This window comes from Amphibacillus sp. Q70 (genome assembly GCF_052055485.1).
In the GTDB taxonomy this organism is placed as follows: domain Bacteria; phylum Bacillota; class Bacilli; order Bacillales; family Amphibacillaceae; genus Amphibacillus.
Window position 1 is genome coordinate 2594193 of record NZ_CP197171.1, and the last position, 20510, is coordinate 2614702.

Sequence of the window (20510 nt, forward strand, 5' to 3'; positions counted from 1 at the left end):
TGTGCAAGTAAGGATGTATAAAGCCTAATTTTTCTAATGTTTAATGAGACGATAACTATAGATAAAAAGACTAGTCCACAATGTTATTAAAGATATCATTATGCCGTATTGACTAATAAAGCTAATGATAGGATCCCAAAGCTGATTAAAAAATAAGCCTTGAACTGGAATAGCTTGCCCGATTGGTGCTTTGTTGCTTGTTAAGATGAATGGATAAGAGAAAATAACAATGCAAGCAGAAAATAGACCTTGAATTAATCGTCCAAAAAAGTAAGGAGAGAATTTAATATCTGTATCAGCTAAAATACTAGCTACTTGGGCATGAATGCTTAAACCATTAAAGGCAAGCAGAATACTAACTAGTATGGCTTTGATAACCAGTGCTTCATCAATGTAACTTGCAATTTGTTGTACGCCAATTGTTATCTCAAATAGACCAATAGAAAATGGAAGTGCGAGTGTAGGAGGAAGCTTAAATAATAGAAAAATGGATTCAAGTAATTGACTAATCCACACTAAGATACCTGTTTCAATTAAAACGCTTGATAAAACAGAAAAAATCATAATGAAGCCGCCAATCATAAGTAATGTCTGAACAGAGTGGATCACAGCATCGCCAAATAGCTTACCAAATGGTTTGCTTTGCTTTATACGGGTCTGGTGTAATGTCTCAAATGCTCTTCGCCATATCCCTTCACTAGATTTTGTTCGGGTAGATGGTTGCTCTCCCATTTTATAAAATCGCATTAAAAATCCTACTAATAAGTTACTGCCATAATGGGCAATCACTAATAAAAGGCCTAAACTAGGTGCTTTTAAGAAGCTCACTGAAACGACCGCAATAATAAATAATGGATTAGAAGCATTTGTAAATGCAATGAGTCGCTCTGCTTCAACTTTATTAAGATGTCCTTCTTGTCTCATCCTAGCGGTGAATTTGGCTCCTGCAGGATAGCCACTCGCCATCCCCATTGCCCAAACAAAACTCCCGACCCCAGGAACATTAAAAACAGGTTTCATGATGGGTTCAAACAGGACACCAATAAAATGAACAACCCCAAAACCAATCAAAAGTTCTCCAGTAATAAAAAAGGGCAATAAAGACGGAAAGACAGAGCCAGTCCAAATATCCAAGCCTCTTTTGCTAGCTGCTACTGTCTCAGCTGGCATGATCAGAAGACAAATTGCGAACATTAGAGCACCACCTGCTAACAAGAAAGATTTCAAGCGTGCCTTCAATTTGATCACTCCTCAATTAAGTAAGTCATTAACTTGCTATACATTGAATAAAAAAAAGAGTAGAATATCACTAATGCTAATCAACAAATCTTCTATTACTATACGCATGTTGATATTGACATTATGTATAAATTTTAATTGTTAAAATTTAAAATATGTGTTAATCAACTTTTGCAATATAAATGAGAAAGGAGCTTTTATCATTGCGTCAATATAAAAAAATTGGATTATATTTATTATTCATTGTATGTATTCTTGCTGTTTCATATTTACCATTACCTTATTATATATATAGTCCAGGAACAGCGGATCCATTAAATCCCGTCGTTCATGTGGAAGCAGCAGCAGAAAGTGAGGGTGACCTCCATCTTGTCACAGTTAGAGGGGGGCAAGCGACACCACTTTCTTTATTAATCGCTAATTTTTCAAAATATCAAGATATCCATCCTTTAGAAGAAGTATTTCCAGAGGGGTATGATCGAGATAGTTACATGCAGGCTCAATTGCAATTAATGGAAAGCTCACAGGAGGCTGCTATTGTAGTTGCCTATCAAGAAGCTCATGAACAAATTGATATTAAGTATGAGGGTGTTTATGTGGTCTCTGTTTTAGATGGTATGCCCGCAGAAACAGTGTTACAAACGGCGGATAAGATAATTGAGGTTGAAGGTACGAAAGTGATTGATGCGGATCATTTAATCGAAATTGTTGAGAATTACCAAGTGGGTGATAAGTTAACATTTGTTGTAGATCGTGCTGGGGAGTCATTTGAAACAGAGATTGAATTAGTTCCCTTCCCTAATCAACCTGATCAATTTGGTATTGGTATACAGTTAGTCACTAATCGAGAAGTCGAAATGGATAGATCGGTCGAGTTTGCTAGTGGAGATATTGGCGGACCAAGTGCCGGGCTTGTTTTAGCACTTGAAATTTATGATCAGCTTACAGAAGGGGATTTAACCAATGGATTAAGTGTTGCGGGGACAGGTGAGATTGATTATGATGGTAATGTTTATCGAATTGGCGGTGTAGATAAAAAAGTCATTGCTGCTGATCGTGAAGGTTGCGACATCTTTTTTGCTCCTTATGAACAGGGGAGAGAAAACTCTAACTACCAGATTGCCAAAGAGACGGCAGAGGTGATTGATACAGATATGGAAATTGTTCCAGTAGACAGTTTTCAAGAGGCACTTGATTATTTGCAATAAAAACATGCACATTGGCTAAATAGTTAGTCAGTGTGCATGTTAAATGGAGGGCTAAATTCCTGTTTTCTTAATAAGAGTTGGCTTTCCATCCTTAGAGGTAAGTAATAAATTAATGATACTTGTTCATCGATGACCAAGGTATCTGATAGTCCTTTTTTTAGTTGACTTATAATCTTAATTGTCTTGTTCTTTTTCAACTGATTCAAATAAGTTTGCCCTTTATTTGTCATTGCAAGTAACCGGAGTTCATTTATTTGATCGATTTGATCTAATTGCTCGGTGACTTGATCTTTGGTTAGCTGTAATAAAATATGAGTGAAAAGTCGTTGCAAACGTGTTTTAGTATAACGTTTGGTTTGTACTCGCTCGATAAAGGCAGTAAAGGATTTTGATTCGATGATTTTATCTTTTAATCGATATTCTAGACCTTCTGTCATGCCATTAATCATTCTTAACTGTTCAATTGAATCACTTATTATACGATATTTTAATAAAGGAAAGTATAATTCCCATTTATGAAATATACTTGATTGATTTAAATAGTTTTGTAATAGATGGTAGCTCGTCAATGGTATGGAAAGATCCTGGTAATCATACTCGGTTAGTGATTTTTCAAGTTGATATCGAATGCTTGTTGCGCTTGTGATTGGCTGTGATACCTGTTCTTGATGATAATCAGCTTGAATACGTTTGATTGTATCAAGATTTAGTTCAGGGTTTATTTTTTTCTGTGCTTTTAAATAGCTATATCCTAGAATATTATTTGGCTTATGTAAATCAATAGGTAAGTTTGGACAAATCGATTCAATAGCCGTTTTGTTTGCTTGAGGATAGTTATTTCCTTGCTTTAGTTGATCGATTAGTTCTGTTTGATATTGATGCTGATTGTTATTGAGTTGTTGCCAAATCGTATTAAAGGGTTTCATCTCACCTTGTTCACTGCCGAAGATAATATCGGTAACTTGTAGCTCATTTAGAATACGAATGGCTGCATGGGCAAAGATATCACTGTGCTGAATGGCATAAACAGTAGGGAGTTCAAAAACGAGGTCGACCTTTTGCTTGACCGCCATCTTTGCTCGGGTAAACTTATCGACAATAGCTGGTTCTCCGCGTTGTAAGAAGTTTCCGCTCATGACGGCAATTACAACCTCTGCATTTGACTTTAACCGAGCTTGTTCGATATGATGAAGGTGCCCATTATGGAGGGGATTATATTCAACAATTAAACCAACCGCTTTCATGTTAATCACTCCTGTTCTTTAATATTGTAACACAATGATACGAACTAGCTAAAATAAGTTAATTCTATCACTGTAAAGAAATTATATTGACAAATAGCAGGATACCTTTTAAAATAAACTTTGTGCTTTCGAGGTGATAGTAATGAAAATTCCGATTCAAAAGATTCTTCAGTCGGATGTTTTACCAATTGAAGCATCAGTGGATCTTTCCGAACTCGAGGCGTTAAATAACGATATTCGAGACATAGGTTCAGTTTCTGTCAAATGTGAAGCGTCGATCCGAGATGACTTTATCTATTGTCAGCTTAATATTTCTGGTGTTATGATCTTACCTTGTGCAAGATCACTTGTTGACGTGCGTTATCCATTTGAAATTAACACGGTTGAGGTGTTTTCAGAAGACCCTCATCTAAATGAGGATCAGGATATAGAAATCCATCCCATTGAGGGTGAAGTTCTTGACTTAGAACCGTTAATCAAGGAAAATGTTTTATTAGAAGTTCCATTTCGGGTTTATGCAAAAGAAGACGAGCTCGAACGGAATACTCTTTCAACCGGTGACGGTTGGACTTTAATTTCAGAAGATGAAAAGGCGGAAGAAATTGATCCCCGATTTGCGAAATTACAGTCACTATTAAATGATGAGAAAAATGAAAATCAATAAAGATAAATGTATTTTAATCACTTCCATTCTTTTATCTAGGGGATTTTCGTTTCGGAAGTGAAGGAGGTGTAAGTGATGGCAGTACCAAAAAGAAGAACATCTAAAAAGGTTAAAAATCAAAGACGTACTCATAAAAAATTAATTGTGCCAGGCATGGTTGAATGTTCAAATTGTGGAGAACTCACAAGACCTCACCATGTATGTAAAGCATGTGGTCATTATGATGGTAAAGAGGTTGTTGAATCCTAATTATTAACCCTGAAGACGACATGACAATTTCATGTTCTGCTAAAATACTAGTTCAAATTTGAACTAGTATTTTTTTACAGGTTAGAAGGATAAAATACCAGTTAATATTTTGCCAGGACGAATAATCGCAAGTAATACTTCAGCAAGTTATCCCGCTATTTTGAGTCGAGTAGTCGTGCTAAGGAAAGCTACGAAGCAGTTACACCGTAGAATAGGTGTATTTTTTTATTCTGAGGTATGATCCCAAGAATTTATTTGACAAAGGCGAAATGTAAAGCTCTAAAGATAAGCAAATCTAATGTTTTTCTTTAAAGGATGAACAAAAATAAGTTTTTCTAATAAGATCCTTATTCTATCAGTTAAAAGTTCTGCATATAGATAAAGCAAATAGGAATAAGGAGCGGGAGAAGATGAGAGCAAATAGACAAGATGCTTGGACAAAAGAAGAAGATCAATTACTTGCGAAGACGGTCATCGAATATATAAAAAAAGGACATACGCAACTAGAAAGCTTCAAACATGTAGCAGATCAATTAAATCGAACACCTGCTGCATGTGGTTTTAGATGGAATGCTACTATTAGAAAGCGTTATACGAGTGCGATTGAAGAGGCCAAACAATCACGAAAACTATACCAATATGATCAAATGTATGAGCAAAATGAAGATGTGCAGTCTAACCATGCAAAATCGACTCTGGATCAAGCGATTCATTGGTTGGAAAAGTTAAAAAATGAATCAGAAAATGATTCTGGACAAATTGATGATAAATTATCTCGCCAAATGATTGAGGAAAATAAGCGGCTTCAGCAAGAACTTGTTGTCTATCAAACATTAATAAATAATATAAAAAAATTAATTGAAGAGATCGATTGAAAATAAGGTTTTCAAGCAACGGGCTTAGGTGTAACAAGCCCGTTATATTATTTGTGATTAACTCATCTAGTTATTTTGGGTTCAGACGTTATTCCGGATTTTCTAAATGAGGAAGCTTACTGCTATAGAACTGAGAGCTGTCGGTAAGTAAGTGAGTTTCCAGATGACACCCCTTGCTAATTTTTGACGAAATCGTTAACATGGTATATGATTTTTACGATTATAACAATAAAGAATCAAATTGAGAATGTGGGAGATAGAATGTCACAAATTATAGCTTATTTAATAGCCTTTTCAATAACATGTCCAATAATCGTTACCCTCATTGTTTATTACATATTAAAATATATATTTGCAAATAGAAAAAAAGCCATCCATAAAAGCATGGAATATACAGCTATATTATATTTAATCTCAACTATTCTCATTGTTCATGAGTCATTTGACATGAATTGGTTAGGGAATTTGGCTATCTTTTTATTAGTTGTCTTTTTATTATTTATTATTATTCAATGGAAGCTGACGAACGACATTAGAATTAAACGAATTTGGCAATTATATTTACGATTTATATTTTTAACTTTTTTCATAGCAAATATAGTGTTAGCTTTGTTATCGATTTATCTTCATCTTGTTACTTAAACCAATTGAATTAAAGAAAAGCAAAAAACCAGTAGAAGTGCTGGATAGGCTGTTGAGAAACTCTCGACAGTCATTTTTATTGGCAAAAACACGAACACATGTACTATTTTACATATTTACAAAAGATTATCCAAAAAAGTGTGGTGGGAAGTGGGGGGATGTGGTAAACTATAAAAAAAGGTGGGCGATTATTATGTTTATGGGAGAATACAAACATAATACGGACGAGAAAGGTCGGATGATCATGCCGGCTAAATTTCGTGATGAGCTAGGCGAATCCTTTGTCGTTACCCGTGGTTTGGATCAGTGTTTATTTGTATATCCACGTACGGAATGGCGCATCCTTGAAGAGAAGATTAAAAAGCTCCCATTAACGAAAAAAGACGCTCGCGCCTTTACCCGTTTCTTTTTCTCGGGTGCAACAGAATGTGAGATTGATAAACAAGGGCGGATTAATTTACCAGCTCCGCTTAGAAAATATGCTCAGATTGAGAAAGCATGTGCTGTCATTGGGGTCTCTAATCGTGTTGAGATCTGGTCTGAAGAAATTTGGGCTGATTACATGGATGAGTCGGAATCAACATTTACAGAAATAACTGAAAATATGATGGAAATTGATTTTTAAATTAAAAAGAAGGTGATTACTTGTTTGAGCACAACAGCGTCTTACGAGATGAATCAATCATTGGCTTAAATATTCAACCCAAAGGCACCTATGTTGATGGAACCTTAGGTGCCGGCGGTCATTCTGAACAAATTGTAAAAAGATTAACGAGTGGTCAACTTATTGCATTTGATCAAGATGAGTATGCAATAGCAGCAGCTAAAGAAAGACTATTGCCTTATCAAGACAAAATATTATTTGTCCATTCTAATTTTAGATATATTAACCAAATTTTAACTGAAAAAGGAATCAGTCATGTTGATGGCTTTCTTTTTGATCTAGGTGTTTCTTCCCCGCAATTGGATTATGGAGATCGGGGCTTTAGTTATCAACATGATGCTTCACTTGATATGAGAATGGATCAATCACAGCAAATCTCAGCTTATCAAGTGGTTAACGAATGGAGTTACCAAGAACTTGTTCATATCTTTTTCAAATATGGTGAAGAAAAATATGCAAAACAAATCGCACGGAAAATAGAAATAAAAAGGGATGTTCAACCAATTGAAACAACCTATGAGTTGGTAGACCTTATTAAAGAGGCTATCCCAGCTGCCGCGAGGCGAAAAGGAGGACATCCTGCCAAACGAATTTTTCAGGCGATTCGAATTGCAGTAAATGATGAACTTAATGCCTTTTATGATGTCTTACATCAAGCGGCTGAAAAAGTGGCTATTGGCGGGAGGATTGCTGTCATTACTTTTCATTCATTAGAAGATCGGCTTTGTAAACAGGCTTTTAAAAAATGGAGTACTGTTCCACCACTGCCTAAAAATTTTCCCGTTATTCCAGAAACGAGTCAACCTCCGTTTAAATTAATAACGAAAAAGCCAATTATTCCAACTGATGATGAGCTTGAACAAAATAGACGAGCTCGATCAGCCAAATTACGTATTGTAGAAAAAGTTAAATTATGGGATGAACAATTTTTCTATCAAGAAGGGCGGCATAAAACATGAGCTTAAATGAAGCAAGAAACTATCAATCAACAATGCCACAAAGATCAAGACATGCTGAGCAGGAGCAACAGCAGCCGAAGAAACTGGTTAAAGTTAAATCTACAGGAATTACTCCAGGTGAAAAAATCTTAGGTGGTATCTTCGGAGTGGCTGTATCAATAGCTTTAGTATTTATGATCTCATATAATGCCAATATTGATTCATTGAATCGTGATTTACAAAGATTGGAGCGAGAAGTATCTGAGCAACAAATGATTAATGAAAATCTAAACCACCAAGTTATGGACTATAGCAATCCAGAACGTATTTTAAAGATTGCTAAAGAAAATGGTTTAGACATTCAAAATACACAAGTCAAACAAGCATCACAAATTGCTGAGTAATCGTGAGGTGTGTCGAAGTTGAAAAATAGCAAGAAAAGCAACTGGAAATTGAACCTATGTTTCGGGATTTTCGCCATTTTCTTCTTCGTATTGTCAGGTCGACTCATTTTTATTCAAGTATCAGGAGAAATACAAGGTGTTGATTTACAAGAATGGGCTGATCGGCAAAGAACGAATTACAGTGAGCTTTCAGCAAGGCGTGGTTATATATTTGATCGAACAGGTATGAAACTTGCCCAAGATTTTACTATTTATCGACTTTATGCCATTGTAGATGAAGACTATTCACCAAATCCTGAAACACGTTTAAATCATGTTGCAGATTTAGAATCAACAGCTGAAAAGTTAGCACCTATTATAGACATGGAATCATCCGAGGTTTATTCAATCCTTAATGCTGGAGTGGAAAACGGACAATTTCAGGTTGAATTTGGTGGTAATGGAAGTCAGCTCACAAGAGAACAAAAAAATGAAATAGAAGCATTAGAATTGCCAGGTCTTCATTTTACTGAGGAAGCCAAAAGATACTATCCTAATGGACTCTTTGCATCGCAAGTAATTGGATTAGCTCAGAGTAACGATGATCATATGATTACTGGAATCACTGGGATTGAGGCACAACTTGATGATTTATTAAGTGGTGAAAAAGGATCAATTTCTTTTCAACGTGATAAATTCAATACCAAATTAATGAATTCAGATGAAGTCATTGTGGAAGCAAAAGATGGCTTTGATGTCACGTTAACCCTTGATCAAAAAATCCAAACAATTTTAGAAGATGCTATGTCGCAGGTCGAAGAAGAGTATCAACCAGAACGTATGACTGCGACGGTAGTTGACCCTAAAACAGGTGAGATATTGGCGATGAGTAATCGTCCCAGTTATAATCCAAATGAGTTAGATGATGTTGAGAATTGGTATAACGATATTGTTTCAACCCCGATCGAGCCAGGTTCAACTGTCAAACCATTTACTATCGCTGCCGCGATTGAAGAAGGCGTTTATAATCCCAAAGAAACCTATAAATCCGGTTCGTATGCCATCGATCAAATTGATCGACCCATAACAGATTATAGTCAAAATTGGGGAGAAATTAGCTATGAGGAAGGTTTTCAACGTTCATCTAATGTGGCGATGTCAAAAATCGTCTGGGAAAAGTTAGGGACAGACCTTTATTTAGATTATTTAAAAGCTTTTCATTTTGATCAACCTACAGGTATCGATTTACCTAGAGAACAGGCAGGAACTTTATTGTATCGCTATCCAGTTGAACAATTGACGACTTCTTTTGGACAGGGTTCTACAGTGACTCCAATCCAAATGGTTAAGGCATCAACTGCTTTAGCGAATGATGGTAAGATGATGAAGCCCTATGTAATAAAAAACATTATCGATTCAAATTCTGGTGAGGTCATTGAAGCAAATGAGCCGGAAGTTGTCGGTGAGCCCATCTCAAAAGAAACTGCCGATCAAGTTCTTGAAGCAATGGAATCTGTTGTGACTTCAGATGTAGGTACAGCAACAAGTATATATAATTTAGATTCTTATACAGTAGCTGGGAAAACAGGAACAGCACAAATTTCTGGGGGCGAATCCGGCTATCTAGAAGGACATGAAAATTATATTTTTTCATTTTTAGGAATGGCACCTAGTGATGATCCTAGGTTAATGATGTATATAACAGTTAAACAACCGAAATTATCTGAGGATGAATCAGGTTCAGCGCCCGTTTCCTTTATTTTTAAGCATGTGATGGAGAATGGGTTACATTATTTAAATATTCAACCAGATAAAGAGCGTAACGAAACAGTTCATCAAATGGAATTGCCAGATTGGAGAAATACGTCAAAAGAGACGCTGCTCTCAGAATTGACTGATAACGGAATTGAGCCTATTGTTATTGGGGATGGTGATCAAATAGTTGATGCTAATATGGAACCGGGTACGACCGTGTTATCAACACAAAAGGTGATTTTAATGACAGATCAACCCAAAATGCCTGATTTATCAGGTTGGTCACTAAGAAATGTGACCGAATTTGCCCGCTTAGCTCGAATAGATCTTGAAGTGATTGGTTCAGGCTATGTTGCTGAGCAGAGTATTGAGCCAGATGAAGTGATTGAAGAAGGACGTTACTTATTAACCGAGTTCTCAGCAGATTAATAGATCGATTTGTTTGAAAACATAAAACAGTGTACTATTCAAAATAGCTTGTCATATACTTAGATACAATTAATCATTATTTGAAAAGTGAGGCGTTAAATAATGAAACATGTATCCCATATGACCATTAGAAAAAGAATAGTCACTGTTTTTTTGTTAGCATTATCGGTGTTGATCGTTGTCTTGATTCGTTTAATGTATGTTCAATTTGTTAAAGGACCTTCGTTAACTGAACAAGCTGAGACATCTTGGACAAGGGATATTAAGTATGAAGCGGAACGGGGCAAAATATTAGATCGACATAATCAAATTTTAGTCGATAATATTTCTGCTCCAACCGTTATGCTTGTTCCCAGACAAGTTGAAAATAAAGCAGAAGTTTCTTTAGCCTTAGCGAAGATATTGGATGTGGAACAAGAGATAATTTTAGAGTACTTAGAGCAAGATACGAATATTGTCCGCTTTATCGAAGGAAGGAAATTATCAGATCAACAGGCACTTGCCATTCAAGAGTTAGATATAACAGGTGTTTATTTAGCTGAGGATTCAAAACGTTATTATCCCCATGATACGATGTTAGCTCATGTGCTTGGCTTTAGCGGAATTGATAACCAAGGTTTAGTTGGATTAGAGCTGTTTCATAATGAGAAATTAAGTGGGACTGCTGGTCGCCTCTCTTTTTTCTCCGATGCAAAGGGAAGGCGACTGCCAGACTTATCAGATACTTATCAAGAGCCGATTGATGGCAATGATTTAAAGTTAACGACTGATCTAGAAGTACAGACGATAGTTGAGCGGGAGCTTGATATTGCAGAAGCAACTTATCAGCCGGATGGAGCATGGGCGATAGCGGTAGATCCAAACAATGGTTCAATTCTGGCTATGTCTTCTCGACCGGCATTTGACCCTGCCGCTTACCAAGAGGTTGATCCTGAAGTTTATAATCGTAATTATCCGATTTGGAGCACATATGAGCCAGGCTCAACTTTTAAAATAATTACCCTGGCTGCGGCGCTTGAAGAAGAAGTTGTTGATTTGGAAAAAGATCACTACTATGATACGGGTCATATTGAGGTTGGTGGAGCAAAACTTCGTTGCTGGAAGCATGGCGGACATGGAAAGCAAACTTATTTAGAGGTGGTACAAAATTCATGTAACCCCGGCTTCGTTTCTTTAGGACAACGTTTAGGTACAGATCGATTATTTGATTATATTGAAGCATTTGGCTTTGGCAAGAAAACGAATGTTGATTTGGCAGGAGAAGCCAGTGGCATCCTATTTGACCGTGAACAAGTAGGTCCCGTTGAATTAGGAACAACATCGTTTGGTCAAGGCGTTTCGGTGACACCGATTCAGCAAGTTATGGCTGTTTCAGCAGCTGTTAATGGTGGTAAACTGTACCGCCCTTATATTGTTGATAGTTGGCTTGATCCCATAACGGAACAAGTTATTGAACAAAATGAACCAGAGCTGGTGGAGCAAGTGATCTCAGAGGAAACATCAAAGCTTGTACGCTCAGCATTAGAAAGTGTCGTTGCCCAAGGAACAGGGCGAAATGCTTATGTGGAAGGCTACCGTGTCGGCGGTAAAACAGGAACCGCTCAAAAGGTAGGAAAGGATGGTAGATATTTAGCCAATAATCATATTGTTTCATTTATTGGCGTGGCACCATCTGATGATCCCGAAATCGTCGTTTACGTAGCCATCGATAACCCGAAAGATGTCCGGCAATTTGGTGGTGTAGTTGCTGCACCAATTGTGGGGAATATTATTGAAGATAGTTTACAAGCCATGGGAGTGGAGCGGCGTCAAGATGGTTTGGATAAGGAACATCGTTGGCCAGAACAGCCATTAGTTGAAGTTCCGGATCTAATTGGCTTATCTGAACAGGATTTACTAGACTATATGACACAGTTATCGATCGAGTCAGTCGGTACAGGAAGTAAAATTATTGAGCAGGCGCCAGAACCTGGGACAAAGATACCAATGGGAGAGACAATTCGACTGTTATTTGGTGAGTAAAATAATTATGAATAATCGTGCCAGTTGAACATTTATTTGTTATAATGTTTACTGTGTGTTCAATCACAACCTTCGTGTTCGACACTCAACCGAGTGTCGAACTTTTGTTAATTAACATTTTATATCTTAAGTTATTGGAAGATTGATGTGTTTTGAAAAGCATAGCTGTTATTTACTAACTATTCATGCCTGTGGAAGTTATCAGAAGCTGTAGCAATTAGAATAAGAAAGATACTTATTCTGGAACGATCTGAAAGGATAAAATTCTATTGATGATCGTATAAATAAAATGAGGGGCTTCCTTCCACAAGCTGAGGTGACTCCGGCATTCGACACAAATCTTTTTGTGGGGTGGGTAATGACAGAACCCAGGATGTGTCAGAAGATAATCGAAGGCCCATTGTTCTCAATAGTTATTATTAGTGGACTCTTCGAACAAACTTTTAAAACACGAGTCTGTGGAAAGCAGAGCAAATCTTAATGGCAAATGTAAAAACAAAAGCATTTGACGAAGAAAAAAATAATATGATAAATAGAGGGATATAAATGAAAACTTTAAATGATATGGCTAAATATTTACTGTTAACGAATAAACCCGTTTTTAAACAAAATCCAGAAATCAAAAAATTACAAGTCGATTCCAGAAAAGTTGAACCGGGTGATTTGTTTATTTGCATAAGTGGCTATACTAATGATGGGCATGCTTTTGTTGATCAGGCAATTCAAAATGGTGCAGTAGCAATACTAGCTGAGAAAAACATTGATCGTGATGATCTACCGGTTCTTTATGTGAAAGATACAGATCAGGCATTAAGTTTTTTAGCTAATTACTTTTATGATTTCCCTTCAAATGATCTACACTTAATTGGTGTGACAGGTACAAATGGAAAAACATCGATTACTTATTTATTAGAGGAAATATTCAAATTTAATCAAGAAAAAACAGCAGTGCTGGGTACGATTCAAATGAAAATAGCTGATCAAGTTTATCCAACCACTAATACAACACCAGAACCCTCGTTCTTACAAAGAAGCTTTAAACAAATGGTTGATCAAAAAATTGACCATTGTATGATGGAGGTGTCTTCACATGCACTTGAATTAGGACGAGTGAATGGTTGTGATTTTGATATTGCGATCTATACGAATTTAAGCCAAGATCATTTAGATTTTCATCAAACAATGGATGATTATTTAAAAGCAAAAATGCGTTTGTTTAATCAACTTGGAAATAAATATGACTTGAAGCAACCTAAATATGCGATTATCAATCGAGACGATAATTATTTCTCTGATTTTGAACGAGCGACAAGTCAACGTGTGGTCACATATGGGATTGATCATGAAGCAGACTTTATGGCAAAAAACATTAAACTAACAGCTAATGGAACGAGTTTCACGGTACATACGATGGATGGTCAGATTGAAATGTGTACACCACTCATCGGAAGGTTTAATGTTTATAATATGCTTGCGTCTATTGCTGCCGCGTACTTATCTGGTGTTTCATTAACTAACATAAAAGGAGCACTTGAACAGTCAGATGGCGTACGCGGTCGTTTTGAAGCAGTGAGGGGCGATCATCCATTTGGTGTGATTATTGACTTTGCCCACACTCCTGATTCCTTAGAAAATGTTTTAACAACGATTCGCTCCTTTTCTCAAGGACGACTCTATCTTGTTGTTGGCTGTGGAGGTGATCGGGATCGGGGTAAGCGGCCACTTATGGCAGCGGTAGGTGAAAAATATGCGGATTATACGATTTTAACATCAGATAATCCTCGTACTGAAGATCCACTAGCGATTATCTCTGACATGGAAGAAGGCATGAAAACATCTCGATATTTAGTTGAAGCTGATCGAGCAAAAGCTATAAATCAAGCGATCCACTTAGCCAAAGAAAATGATGTTGTGCTAATTGCAGGAAAAGGTCATGAAACGACACAAACGATCGGTAACCAAACATATCCGTTTGACGACTATCAAGTGGCAGAGCAGGCGATCGCCAATAAATAATCATTTAGATCAGTGAAGGGAAGTTATGCTACATGTTATCTTCAACGGTAATTAAACACGTTTTTCAAACGATAGATGGTGAATGGTCAGATACAATACAGTTAACTGGAGTAGGTACAGACACACGTGAGGATTTATCAAATAAGTTATTCGTGCCTTTAATAGGTGAATCTTTTGATGGGCATGATTTCCTTGAACAGGCAATTAAGCAAGGAGCTCAAGTAGCTTTATGGCAAAGGAATTATCCGCGTCCAAATTCTGTTGAGTCATCCTTTCCGCTTATTCGGGTTGATGATACTTTAATCGGCTTACAGCAGCTTGCTCATGTATATCGAGAGACTATTAATCCGAAAGTCATTGCGGTTACGGGGTCAAATGGAAAAACAACAACGAAAGATCTTATTTATGCTGTTTGCCGAAAATGGTATCATACACACTGTACGAGAGGTAATTTTAATAATCATATTGGTTTACCGCTAACGATTTTAGCCATGCCAATTGAGACAGAGGTTCTTATTTTAGAAATGGGCATGAATCATTTCGGTGAAATTGAGCAATTGTCACGAATTGCAGAGCCAGATATTGCTGTTATTACGAATATTGGTGAATCACATATTGAACATCTTGGTTCAAGAGAAGGAATTGCTAAAGCCAAGCTAGAAATTGTCTCAAATATGAAGCAAAAAGGTGTTTTGATTTATGATGGTGATGAACCATTACTACAAGCAAGCTACCCATTTGCATCCATTTCTGTTGGCTTTAATCAACCAAATGATTACTATATTAAGCAGGTCAATATTTCAAATGAAGGTACGCAATTTAAATTAAATGAAGAAAAAGCACCGATTTCAATACCGCTTTTTGGAAAGCATCAAGCTAAGAATGCAGTCTACAGTTTAGCTGTTGGCAAATATCTTGGTCTATCAATGAATCAAATCCAATCGGGTTTGGCAGATATGGAAGCAACACAAATGCGGTTTGAAAACATTAAAGGAAAAAATGGAGCTATTTTGATTAACGATGCTTACAATGCTTCACCAACTTCAATGCGAGTAACGATTGAGACATTTAGTCAACTTGATGATTATCAGAAGAAAATCGTCGTCTTAGGAGATATGCTGGAACTAGGTGCAGACTCGGTACATTATCATCAAGAAGTTGGAAAAAGCATCCCTCATTCGATTGATTATGTCTATACAATTGGAGAGAAAGCAAGGCACATAAGTCAATCTACAATGGTTAAATCTCAGCATTTTGAAACAAAAGAAGAATTAATTAATCTGTTAGCCGCACAACAAAAAGCAGGTACAATTATGCTGTTTAAAGCTTCGAGAGGTATGAAGCTAGAGCAATTGATTGATGCACTGTTGGCCCGATGATAATGTTTATCCATTCAGATTTGTACTGTTAGCAGGTTAATTTAGGAGGAACGAGATATGAATGAATACTTTTTATTATTAACGATAGGGGCTGCATTTTTAATTACTGTCCTTGCTTCACCAATCTTTATTCCATTTTTACAAAGATTAAAATTTGGTCAAAGCATTCGTCCGGAAGGCCCCAAATCCCATATAAAAAAAACAGGTACACCAACGATGGGTGGCATTGTTATTATCTTGAGTGTTGTTATTACGGCTTTATTTATGATCAGCCGAGTGATTGGTAATCCTTTTACCGTAGAAACAGGATTAATTTTACTTGTTTTTGTCGGCTACGGCCTGCTTGGTTTTATTGATGATTTTATTAAAGTTGTTCTTAAACGAAACTTAGGCTTAACATCTAAACAAAAATTAATCGGACAGTTTGGGATTGCAGCTATTTTTTATCTTGTCTTACGTACGCAGGATATGACAACTGCTTTAGCTATACCAGGAACAACATTTGAATTAGAGCTTGGCTTATTATATCCGATTTTAATCATTGTTATGATGGTTGGGAGTTCAAATGCAGTCAATTTAACAGATGGTTTAGATGGTCTTGTATCAGGAAATGCAGTGATTGCATTTGGCGCTTTTGCAATTCTAGCATGGTCAGTGGCCCCTCAATTAGAAGTAGCGGTTTTTTCAATTGCTATTGTTGGGGCTTTACTCGGCTTTCTAATGTTCAATGCCTATCCAGCTAAAGTATTTATGGGTGATACAGGCTCACTTGCATTAGGGGGCGCGTTAGCTGCAATTGCGATTATTTTACAATTGGAAATTTTACTTATTATTATTGGTGGTGTTTTCGTAATGGAAACATTATCTGTTATGATTCAGGTTGTTTCTTTCAAATTGCGAGGAAAGAGAGTTTTTCTAATGAGTCCATTACACCATCATTTTGAATTAAAGGGTTGGTCAGAATGGCGAGTTGTTATGACTTTTTGGCTTATGGGTTTTGCCCTTGCCATCCTAGGTCTTTATTTAGAGGTGTGGTTATAAATGAATAAATTAGAAAAATTCCCCTTTAAGCGAGTATTGGTGCTAGGTTTAGCCAAAAGTGGAACAGCAACGTGTCATGTACTAGTCCGTAATGGTATTGAGGTTATTGCAAATGATTTAAAAGCCAAACAAACAGATCAGGACATTATGGATCTAAAAGCTAAAGGCGTGCAGGTCGTTATTGGCGAGCATCCATTATCATTATTAGATCAAGTGGAATTAGTGATTAAAAATCCAGGTATTCCTTATCAAAATATTCTTGTTGAGCAGGCAAAGAAAAAAGCCATCCCTGTTTGGACTGAAATAGAGCTTTTACACTATCTCATTGATCAGCCGATTATAGGCATTACGGGTTCTAATGGAAAAACGACAACAACGCTGCTGGTTCAGCAGATTTTAAAAAACAGTCAACAAAAAGCTAAAATAGCTGGGAACATTGGTGAGGTTGCTGTTGAAGTTGCTGAGAACTTAAAACCAGATGAAAAATTAGTATTAGAATTATCATCGTTTCAGTTAATGGGGCTTGATCGATTTCAGCCTAAAATTGCCGTTTTACTAAATTTATTTGAGTCTCATTTGGATTATCACGGGAATTTCACTGCTTATCAGGAGGCAAAAGCAAAAATCTTTGCCCGTCTGTCAGAAGATGATTTTCTTGTTTACAATGCAGATGACGCACGAGTGGTCAAGTTGATTGAATCGACTAAAGCTAAACGGATTCCTTTTAGCCGCAAGCAAACAGATATCAAAGGTGCTTGGGTAGATGAAAAGGCCATTTATTTTGGAAAAGAGCGGATCATGGATCTGTCGAATATTCGTTTAGTTGGATCGCATAATTTAGAAAACATCTTAGCTAGTGTAGCAGCCGCGCTTCTTATCGGGGCAAATCATCAAGGAATTGAACAAACCTTAACAACTTTTTCTGGAGTTAAGCACCGATTGCAATTTGTTTTAGAGAAACAAGGTCGCTTATTTTATAATGATTCAAAAGCAACAAATATTTTAGCTTGTTCAAAGGCATTGTCTGCTTTCCAACAACCGACAATGTTAATTGCTGGTGGTCTGGATCGAGGAAATAGCTTTGATGAACTGATCCCACATTTAACAAATGTAACAGGAATGTTTTTATATGGCGAATCAGCAAATAAATTAGCAGCTGCTGGTCAAAAAGCTGGTATTAAACTGATTAAACAAGGAGAGACGCTTGAAGAAATGGTTCAAGCTGCTTATCGCGCTTCACAGGCTGGCGATGTTATTCTGTTATCACCAGCCTGTGCAAGTTGGGATCAATATCGAACTTTTGAAGAACGGGGCGACATGTTTATTAACCTTGTGCATACACTTTAATAAGGACATGCAGTTAAGCTAAGTTAACTGTTTAAGTTAGGAAGTGAGTGTATGAAAAAGGGACAAGGGGCAGATTGGAAGTTAATCATCGTTATTTATGTGTTGGTAGCCATCGGAATTTTGATGGTATATAGTGCTTCGAGTATTTGGGCAAGTTATAAATTTGCTGATGCTTTTTACTTTGGTAAACGTCAATTTTTGTTTGCTGCTGTTGGATTAATAGCCATGTATGGTGTGAGTCGAATACCTTACCATACATGGCGTATTTATTCAAAGCATATCCTGTTGATCTGTATTTTACTTTTAGGGCTTGTTTTGGTTCCAGGTGTTGGATTGGTTCGAGGTGGAGCAAGAAGCTGGATTGGTGTAGGAGCTTTCAGCATTCAACCGGCTGAATTTATTAAACTAGCATTATTGATTTTTTTAGCTGACCGAGTGGCAGCAAGACAGAAGGACATTGTTTCTTTAACAAAAGGTTTCGGTCCATTACTCCTGCTAATCTTTTTTTGTTTTGGTTTAATTATGCTGCAACCAGATTTAGGGACAGGTGTCATTCTTGTTTGTTCATGTTTTATTTTATTATTTATTTCAGGTGCCCAAATAAAGCATTTCATCTTCTTGGCTTTATTGGGAGTAGCTGGATTAACAGGTTTGATCGCTTCTGCACCTTACCGAATCAGCCGAATTACTGCTTTTATCAATCCGTGGAATGATCCTTTAGGGGATGGCTTTCAAATTATTCAATCTTTATATGCGATTGGACCAGGTGGTTTATTCGGTCTAGGGTTTGGCAACAGTCTGCAAAAATATTTTTATCTTCCTGAGCCTCATAATGATTTTATCTTTTCAATTATTGCAGAGGAATTGGGCTTTATTGGAGCGACAATTGTTCTTGGCCTATTTTTCTACTTATTATGGAAAGGTGTCCAAGTTGGCTTAAATGCACCTGATAAATTCGGCTCACTCTTAGCTATTGGAATTGTAATTCAGATTAGCTTACAGGTGTGCATTAATATTAGTGTAGTCATTGGATTAATTCCTGTAACGGGTATTACATTACCATTCCTAAGCTACGGTGGTTCATCTTTGACATTAACCCTAGCTGCAATGGGGATTGTTTTGAACATTAGCCGATATTCCCATTATTAACTGAAATTTTGAAAGTATATTCGGGCTGTTATAGCCTGTTGACATAAGAAAATATGAAGAAACCTTATAAAATCAATGCTTTCAGTCAGTGCTCAAATAGAATTTGTACAAAATGAAAGTTTTTAAAAGATAGGCGTTCAAAATGAGCGTCTATTTTTCATTTTAGAGTAAAATACGTTCATCTTGAGAGCTCATAATGTTCAAAGAAGTACATTTATTTCTTGCTAACTTGTATCCATATTTCTTTGCTTACAGAAGGGCCATCCATACCTTTGATATCTTCAATAAAGAAAATAATAGATCCATTATCAATGATTTCATAGTCAGAGGAAGGTAACCATTCAGAGAAAATGCTTGACCAAACTTCTTGAAGTGAGATTTGCTTATTTTTCTTAGAGATAAAAATTTCCTAAGTTGATTGGAGAACATAAAGAGAATCTAAATCTAACACATTTTCTTTTGTGGTTAGTATCCCCATCATAAAGTCACATTGAGTTTTTTATTCGTTTTCAATATCCGATATATTGTACGTTGCACTATATCCATCATAAGGTTTCACATTAGACGGTTCCTTTAATTTATCACAGATAATCGTTCGTTTGAAGTTTCGCTTTATAGTACGGTATCGATTTGCATGAATATCGAAGCTGCTTAACCATTTTTACTCCCATCTAGGAATCCATTTATCCCCGATATTTTGATCGACAATCCAAGCCAAAATGTCGGATAGAGCCCTTCTATCAAACATTTTAAACGAAATCTCAAGCCAAAATGTCGATTAGAGCTCTTCTATCATGCATTTCAAACAAAATCTCAAGTCAAAATGTCGGATAGAGCCCTTCTCTCAAACATTTTAAACGAAGTCTCAAGTCAAAATGTCGAATAGAGCCCTTCTATCAAACATTTCAAATGAAATCTCAAGTCAAAATGTCGGATAGAGCCCTTCTATCATGCATTTCAAATGAAATCTCAAGTCAAAATGTCGAATAGAACCCTTCTATCAAACATTTCAAACGAAAGCTCAAGTCAAAATGTCGAATAGATCTATCCTATCCAGTGTTTCAATCGGGTGTCTAATACTGTCAAAGAAAAAAGTTATTGAACAAGCTTATTTCATTGTATAACAGCCCATTATTTTTATAGCAAAGGAATATGGGCGGGTATCTTTAAAAGAATTCTATTCAACACGGTTTGGATCACTTTCTAAGCTGAGTTCATACTGTGAAAGCTGTGCTGTTTCTATAGATTTATCTGAATACTTTCATG

The 20510-nt window shown here is 36.5% G+C and carries 17 protein-coding genes; 15 read left to right on the forward strand and 2 right to left on the reverse strand.

Translation table 11 applies throughout. The annotated features are described in order from the left end of the window. Positions 1–33: 33 nt before the first annotated feature. Positions 34–1248: a sporulation integral membrane protein YlbJ gene (ylbJ, locus tag ACS127_RS11500; protein ID WP_440895185.1), complete on the reverse strand. Its 1215-nt coding sequence runs from the start codon at positions 1246–1248 to the stop codon at positions 34–36. 194 nt (positions 1249–1442) lie between these two features. Here ylbJ and ACS127_RS11505 point away from each other — a divergent pair, with 194 nt between their 5' ends. Beyond that, entirely contained in the window at positions 1443–2447 is a 1005-nt protein-coding gene (locus ACS127_RS11505; protein ID WP_440895186.1) for a SepM family pheromone-processing serine protease, read from the forward strand. Between the two features lie 23 nt (positions 2448–2470). On the opposite strand, the gene ACS127_RS11510 is transcribed toward ACS127_RS11505, so the two are convergent. Further along, positions 2471–3691 carry a nucleotidyltransferase gene (locus ACS127_RS11510; RefSeq protein WP_440895187.1) on the reverse strand — a complete coding sequence of 407 codons (1221 nt, stop codon included), beginning with the start codon at positions 3689–3691 and terminating at the stop codon, positions 2471–2473. Positions 3692–3833: 142 nt separating this feature from the next. On the opposite strand from ACS127_RS11510, the gene ACS127_RS11515 reads away from it, so the two are divergent. The 14 genes from ACS127_RS11515 to spoVE all read left to right on the forward strand — a co-directional run bounded on the left by ACS127_RS11515 (position 3834) and on the right by spoVE (position 19244). Then, positions 3834–4355 (forward strand): YceD family protein, encoded by a 522-nt coding sequence (locus ACS127_RS11515; RefSeq protein ID WP_440895188.1) that lies wholly within the window; start codon positions 3834–3836, stop codon positions 4353–4355. A gap of 75 nt (positions 4356–4430) precedes the next feature. Further along, a complete protein-coding gene (rpmF, locus tag ACS127_RS11520) occupies positions 4431–4604 on the forward strand; it encodes a 50S ribosomal protein L32 (RefSeq protein WP_440895189.1) in 174 nt (57 codons plus the stop codon). 410 nt (positions 4605–5014) lie between these two features. Next, a complete protein-coding gene (locus tag ACS127_RS11525) occupies positions 5015–5479 on the forward strand; it encodes a Myb-like DNA-binding domain-containing protein (protein WP_440895190.1) in 465 nt (154 codons plus the stop codon). 261 nt (positions 5480–5740) lie between these two features. After that, complete coding sequence (locus ACS127_RS11530) at positions 5741–6121, forward strand: DUF3397 domain-containing protein (RefSeq protein ID WP_440895191.1); 381 nt, start codon at positions 5741–5743, stop codon at positions 6119–6121. Positions 6122–6314: 193 nt separating this feature from the next. Then, the gene (gene mraZ, locus ACS127_RS11535) at positions 6315–6746 is read left to right on the forward strand and encodes a division/cell wall cluster transcriptional repressor MraZ (RefSeq protein ID WP_440898125.1); all 432 of its coding nucleotides are present in this window, start codon (positions 6315–6317) and stop codon (positions 6744–6746) included. Positions 6747–6766: 20 nt separating this feature from the next. Continuing rightward, positions 6767–7744 (forward strand): 16S rRNA (cytosine(1402)-N(4))-methyltransferase RsmH, encoded by a 978-nt coding sequence (rsmH, locus tag ACS127_RS11540; protein WP_440895192.1) that lies wholly within the window; start codon positions 6767–6769, stop codon positions 7742–7744. Continuing rightward, positions 7741–8127 carry a cell division protein FtsL gene (ftsL, locus tag ACS127_RS11545; RefSeq protein WP_440895193.1) on the forward strand — a complete coding sequence of 129 codons (387 nt, stop codon included), beginning with the start codon at positions 7741–7743 and terminating at the stop codon, positions 8125–8127. The genes rsmH and ftsL overlap by 4 nt, the downstream gene beginning before the upstream one ends. A gap of 18 nt (positions 8128–8145) precedes the next feature. After that, the gene (locus ACS127_RS11550) at positions 8146–10290 is read left to right on the forward strand and encodes a penicillin-binding protein (RefSeq protein WP_440895194.1); all 2145 of its coding nucleotides are present in this window, start codon (positions 8146–8148) and stop codon (positions 10288–10290) included. Between the two features lie 102 nt (positions 10291–10392). Then, on the forward strand, positions 10393–12312 hold the full coding sequence (locus ACS127_RS11555; protein ID WP_440895195.1) for a stage V sporulation protein D: 1920 nt from the start codon (positions 10393–10395) through the stop codon (positions 12310–12312). A 546-nt stretch (positions 12313–12858) separates the two neighbouring features. Further along, entirely contained in the window at positions 12859–14328 is a 1470-nt protein-coding gene (locus tag ACS127_RS11560) for a UDP-N-acetylmuramoyl-L-alanyl-D-glutamate--2,6-diaminopimelate ligase (RefSeq protein ID WP_440895196.1), read from the forward strand. Positions 14329–14360: 32 nt separating this feature from the next. Next, complete coding sequence (locus ACS127_RS11565) at positions 14361–15707, forward strand: UDP-N-acetylmuramoyl-tripeptide--D-alanyl-D-alanine ligase (RefSeq protein WP_440895197.1); 1347 nt, start codon at positions 14361–14363, stop codon at positions 15705–15707. A 57-nt stretch (positions 15708–15764) separates the two neighbouring features. Continuing rightward, entirely contained in the window at positions 15765–16748 is a 984-nt protein-coding gene (mraY, locus tag ACS127_RS11570) for a phospho-N-acetylmuramoyl-pentapeptide-transferase (RefSeq protein WP_440895198.1), read from the forward strand. Continuing rightward, positions 16749–18095: a UDP-N-acetylmuramoyl-L-alanine--D-glutamate ligase gene (murD, locus tag ACS127_RS11575; RefSeq protein ID WP_440895199.1), complete on the forward strand. Its 1347-nt coding sequence runs from the start codon at positions 16749–16751 to the stop codon at positions 18093–18095. 51 nt (positions 18096–18146) lie between these two features. Beyond that, positions 18147–19244 (forward strand): stage V sporulation protein E, encoded by a 1098-nt coding sequence (gene spoVE / locus ACS127_RS11580; RefSeq protein ID WP_440895200.1) that lies wholly within the window; start codon positions 18147–18149, stop codon positions 19242–19244. Positions 19245–20510 lie beyond the last annotated feature (1266 nt).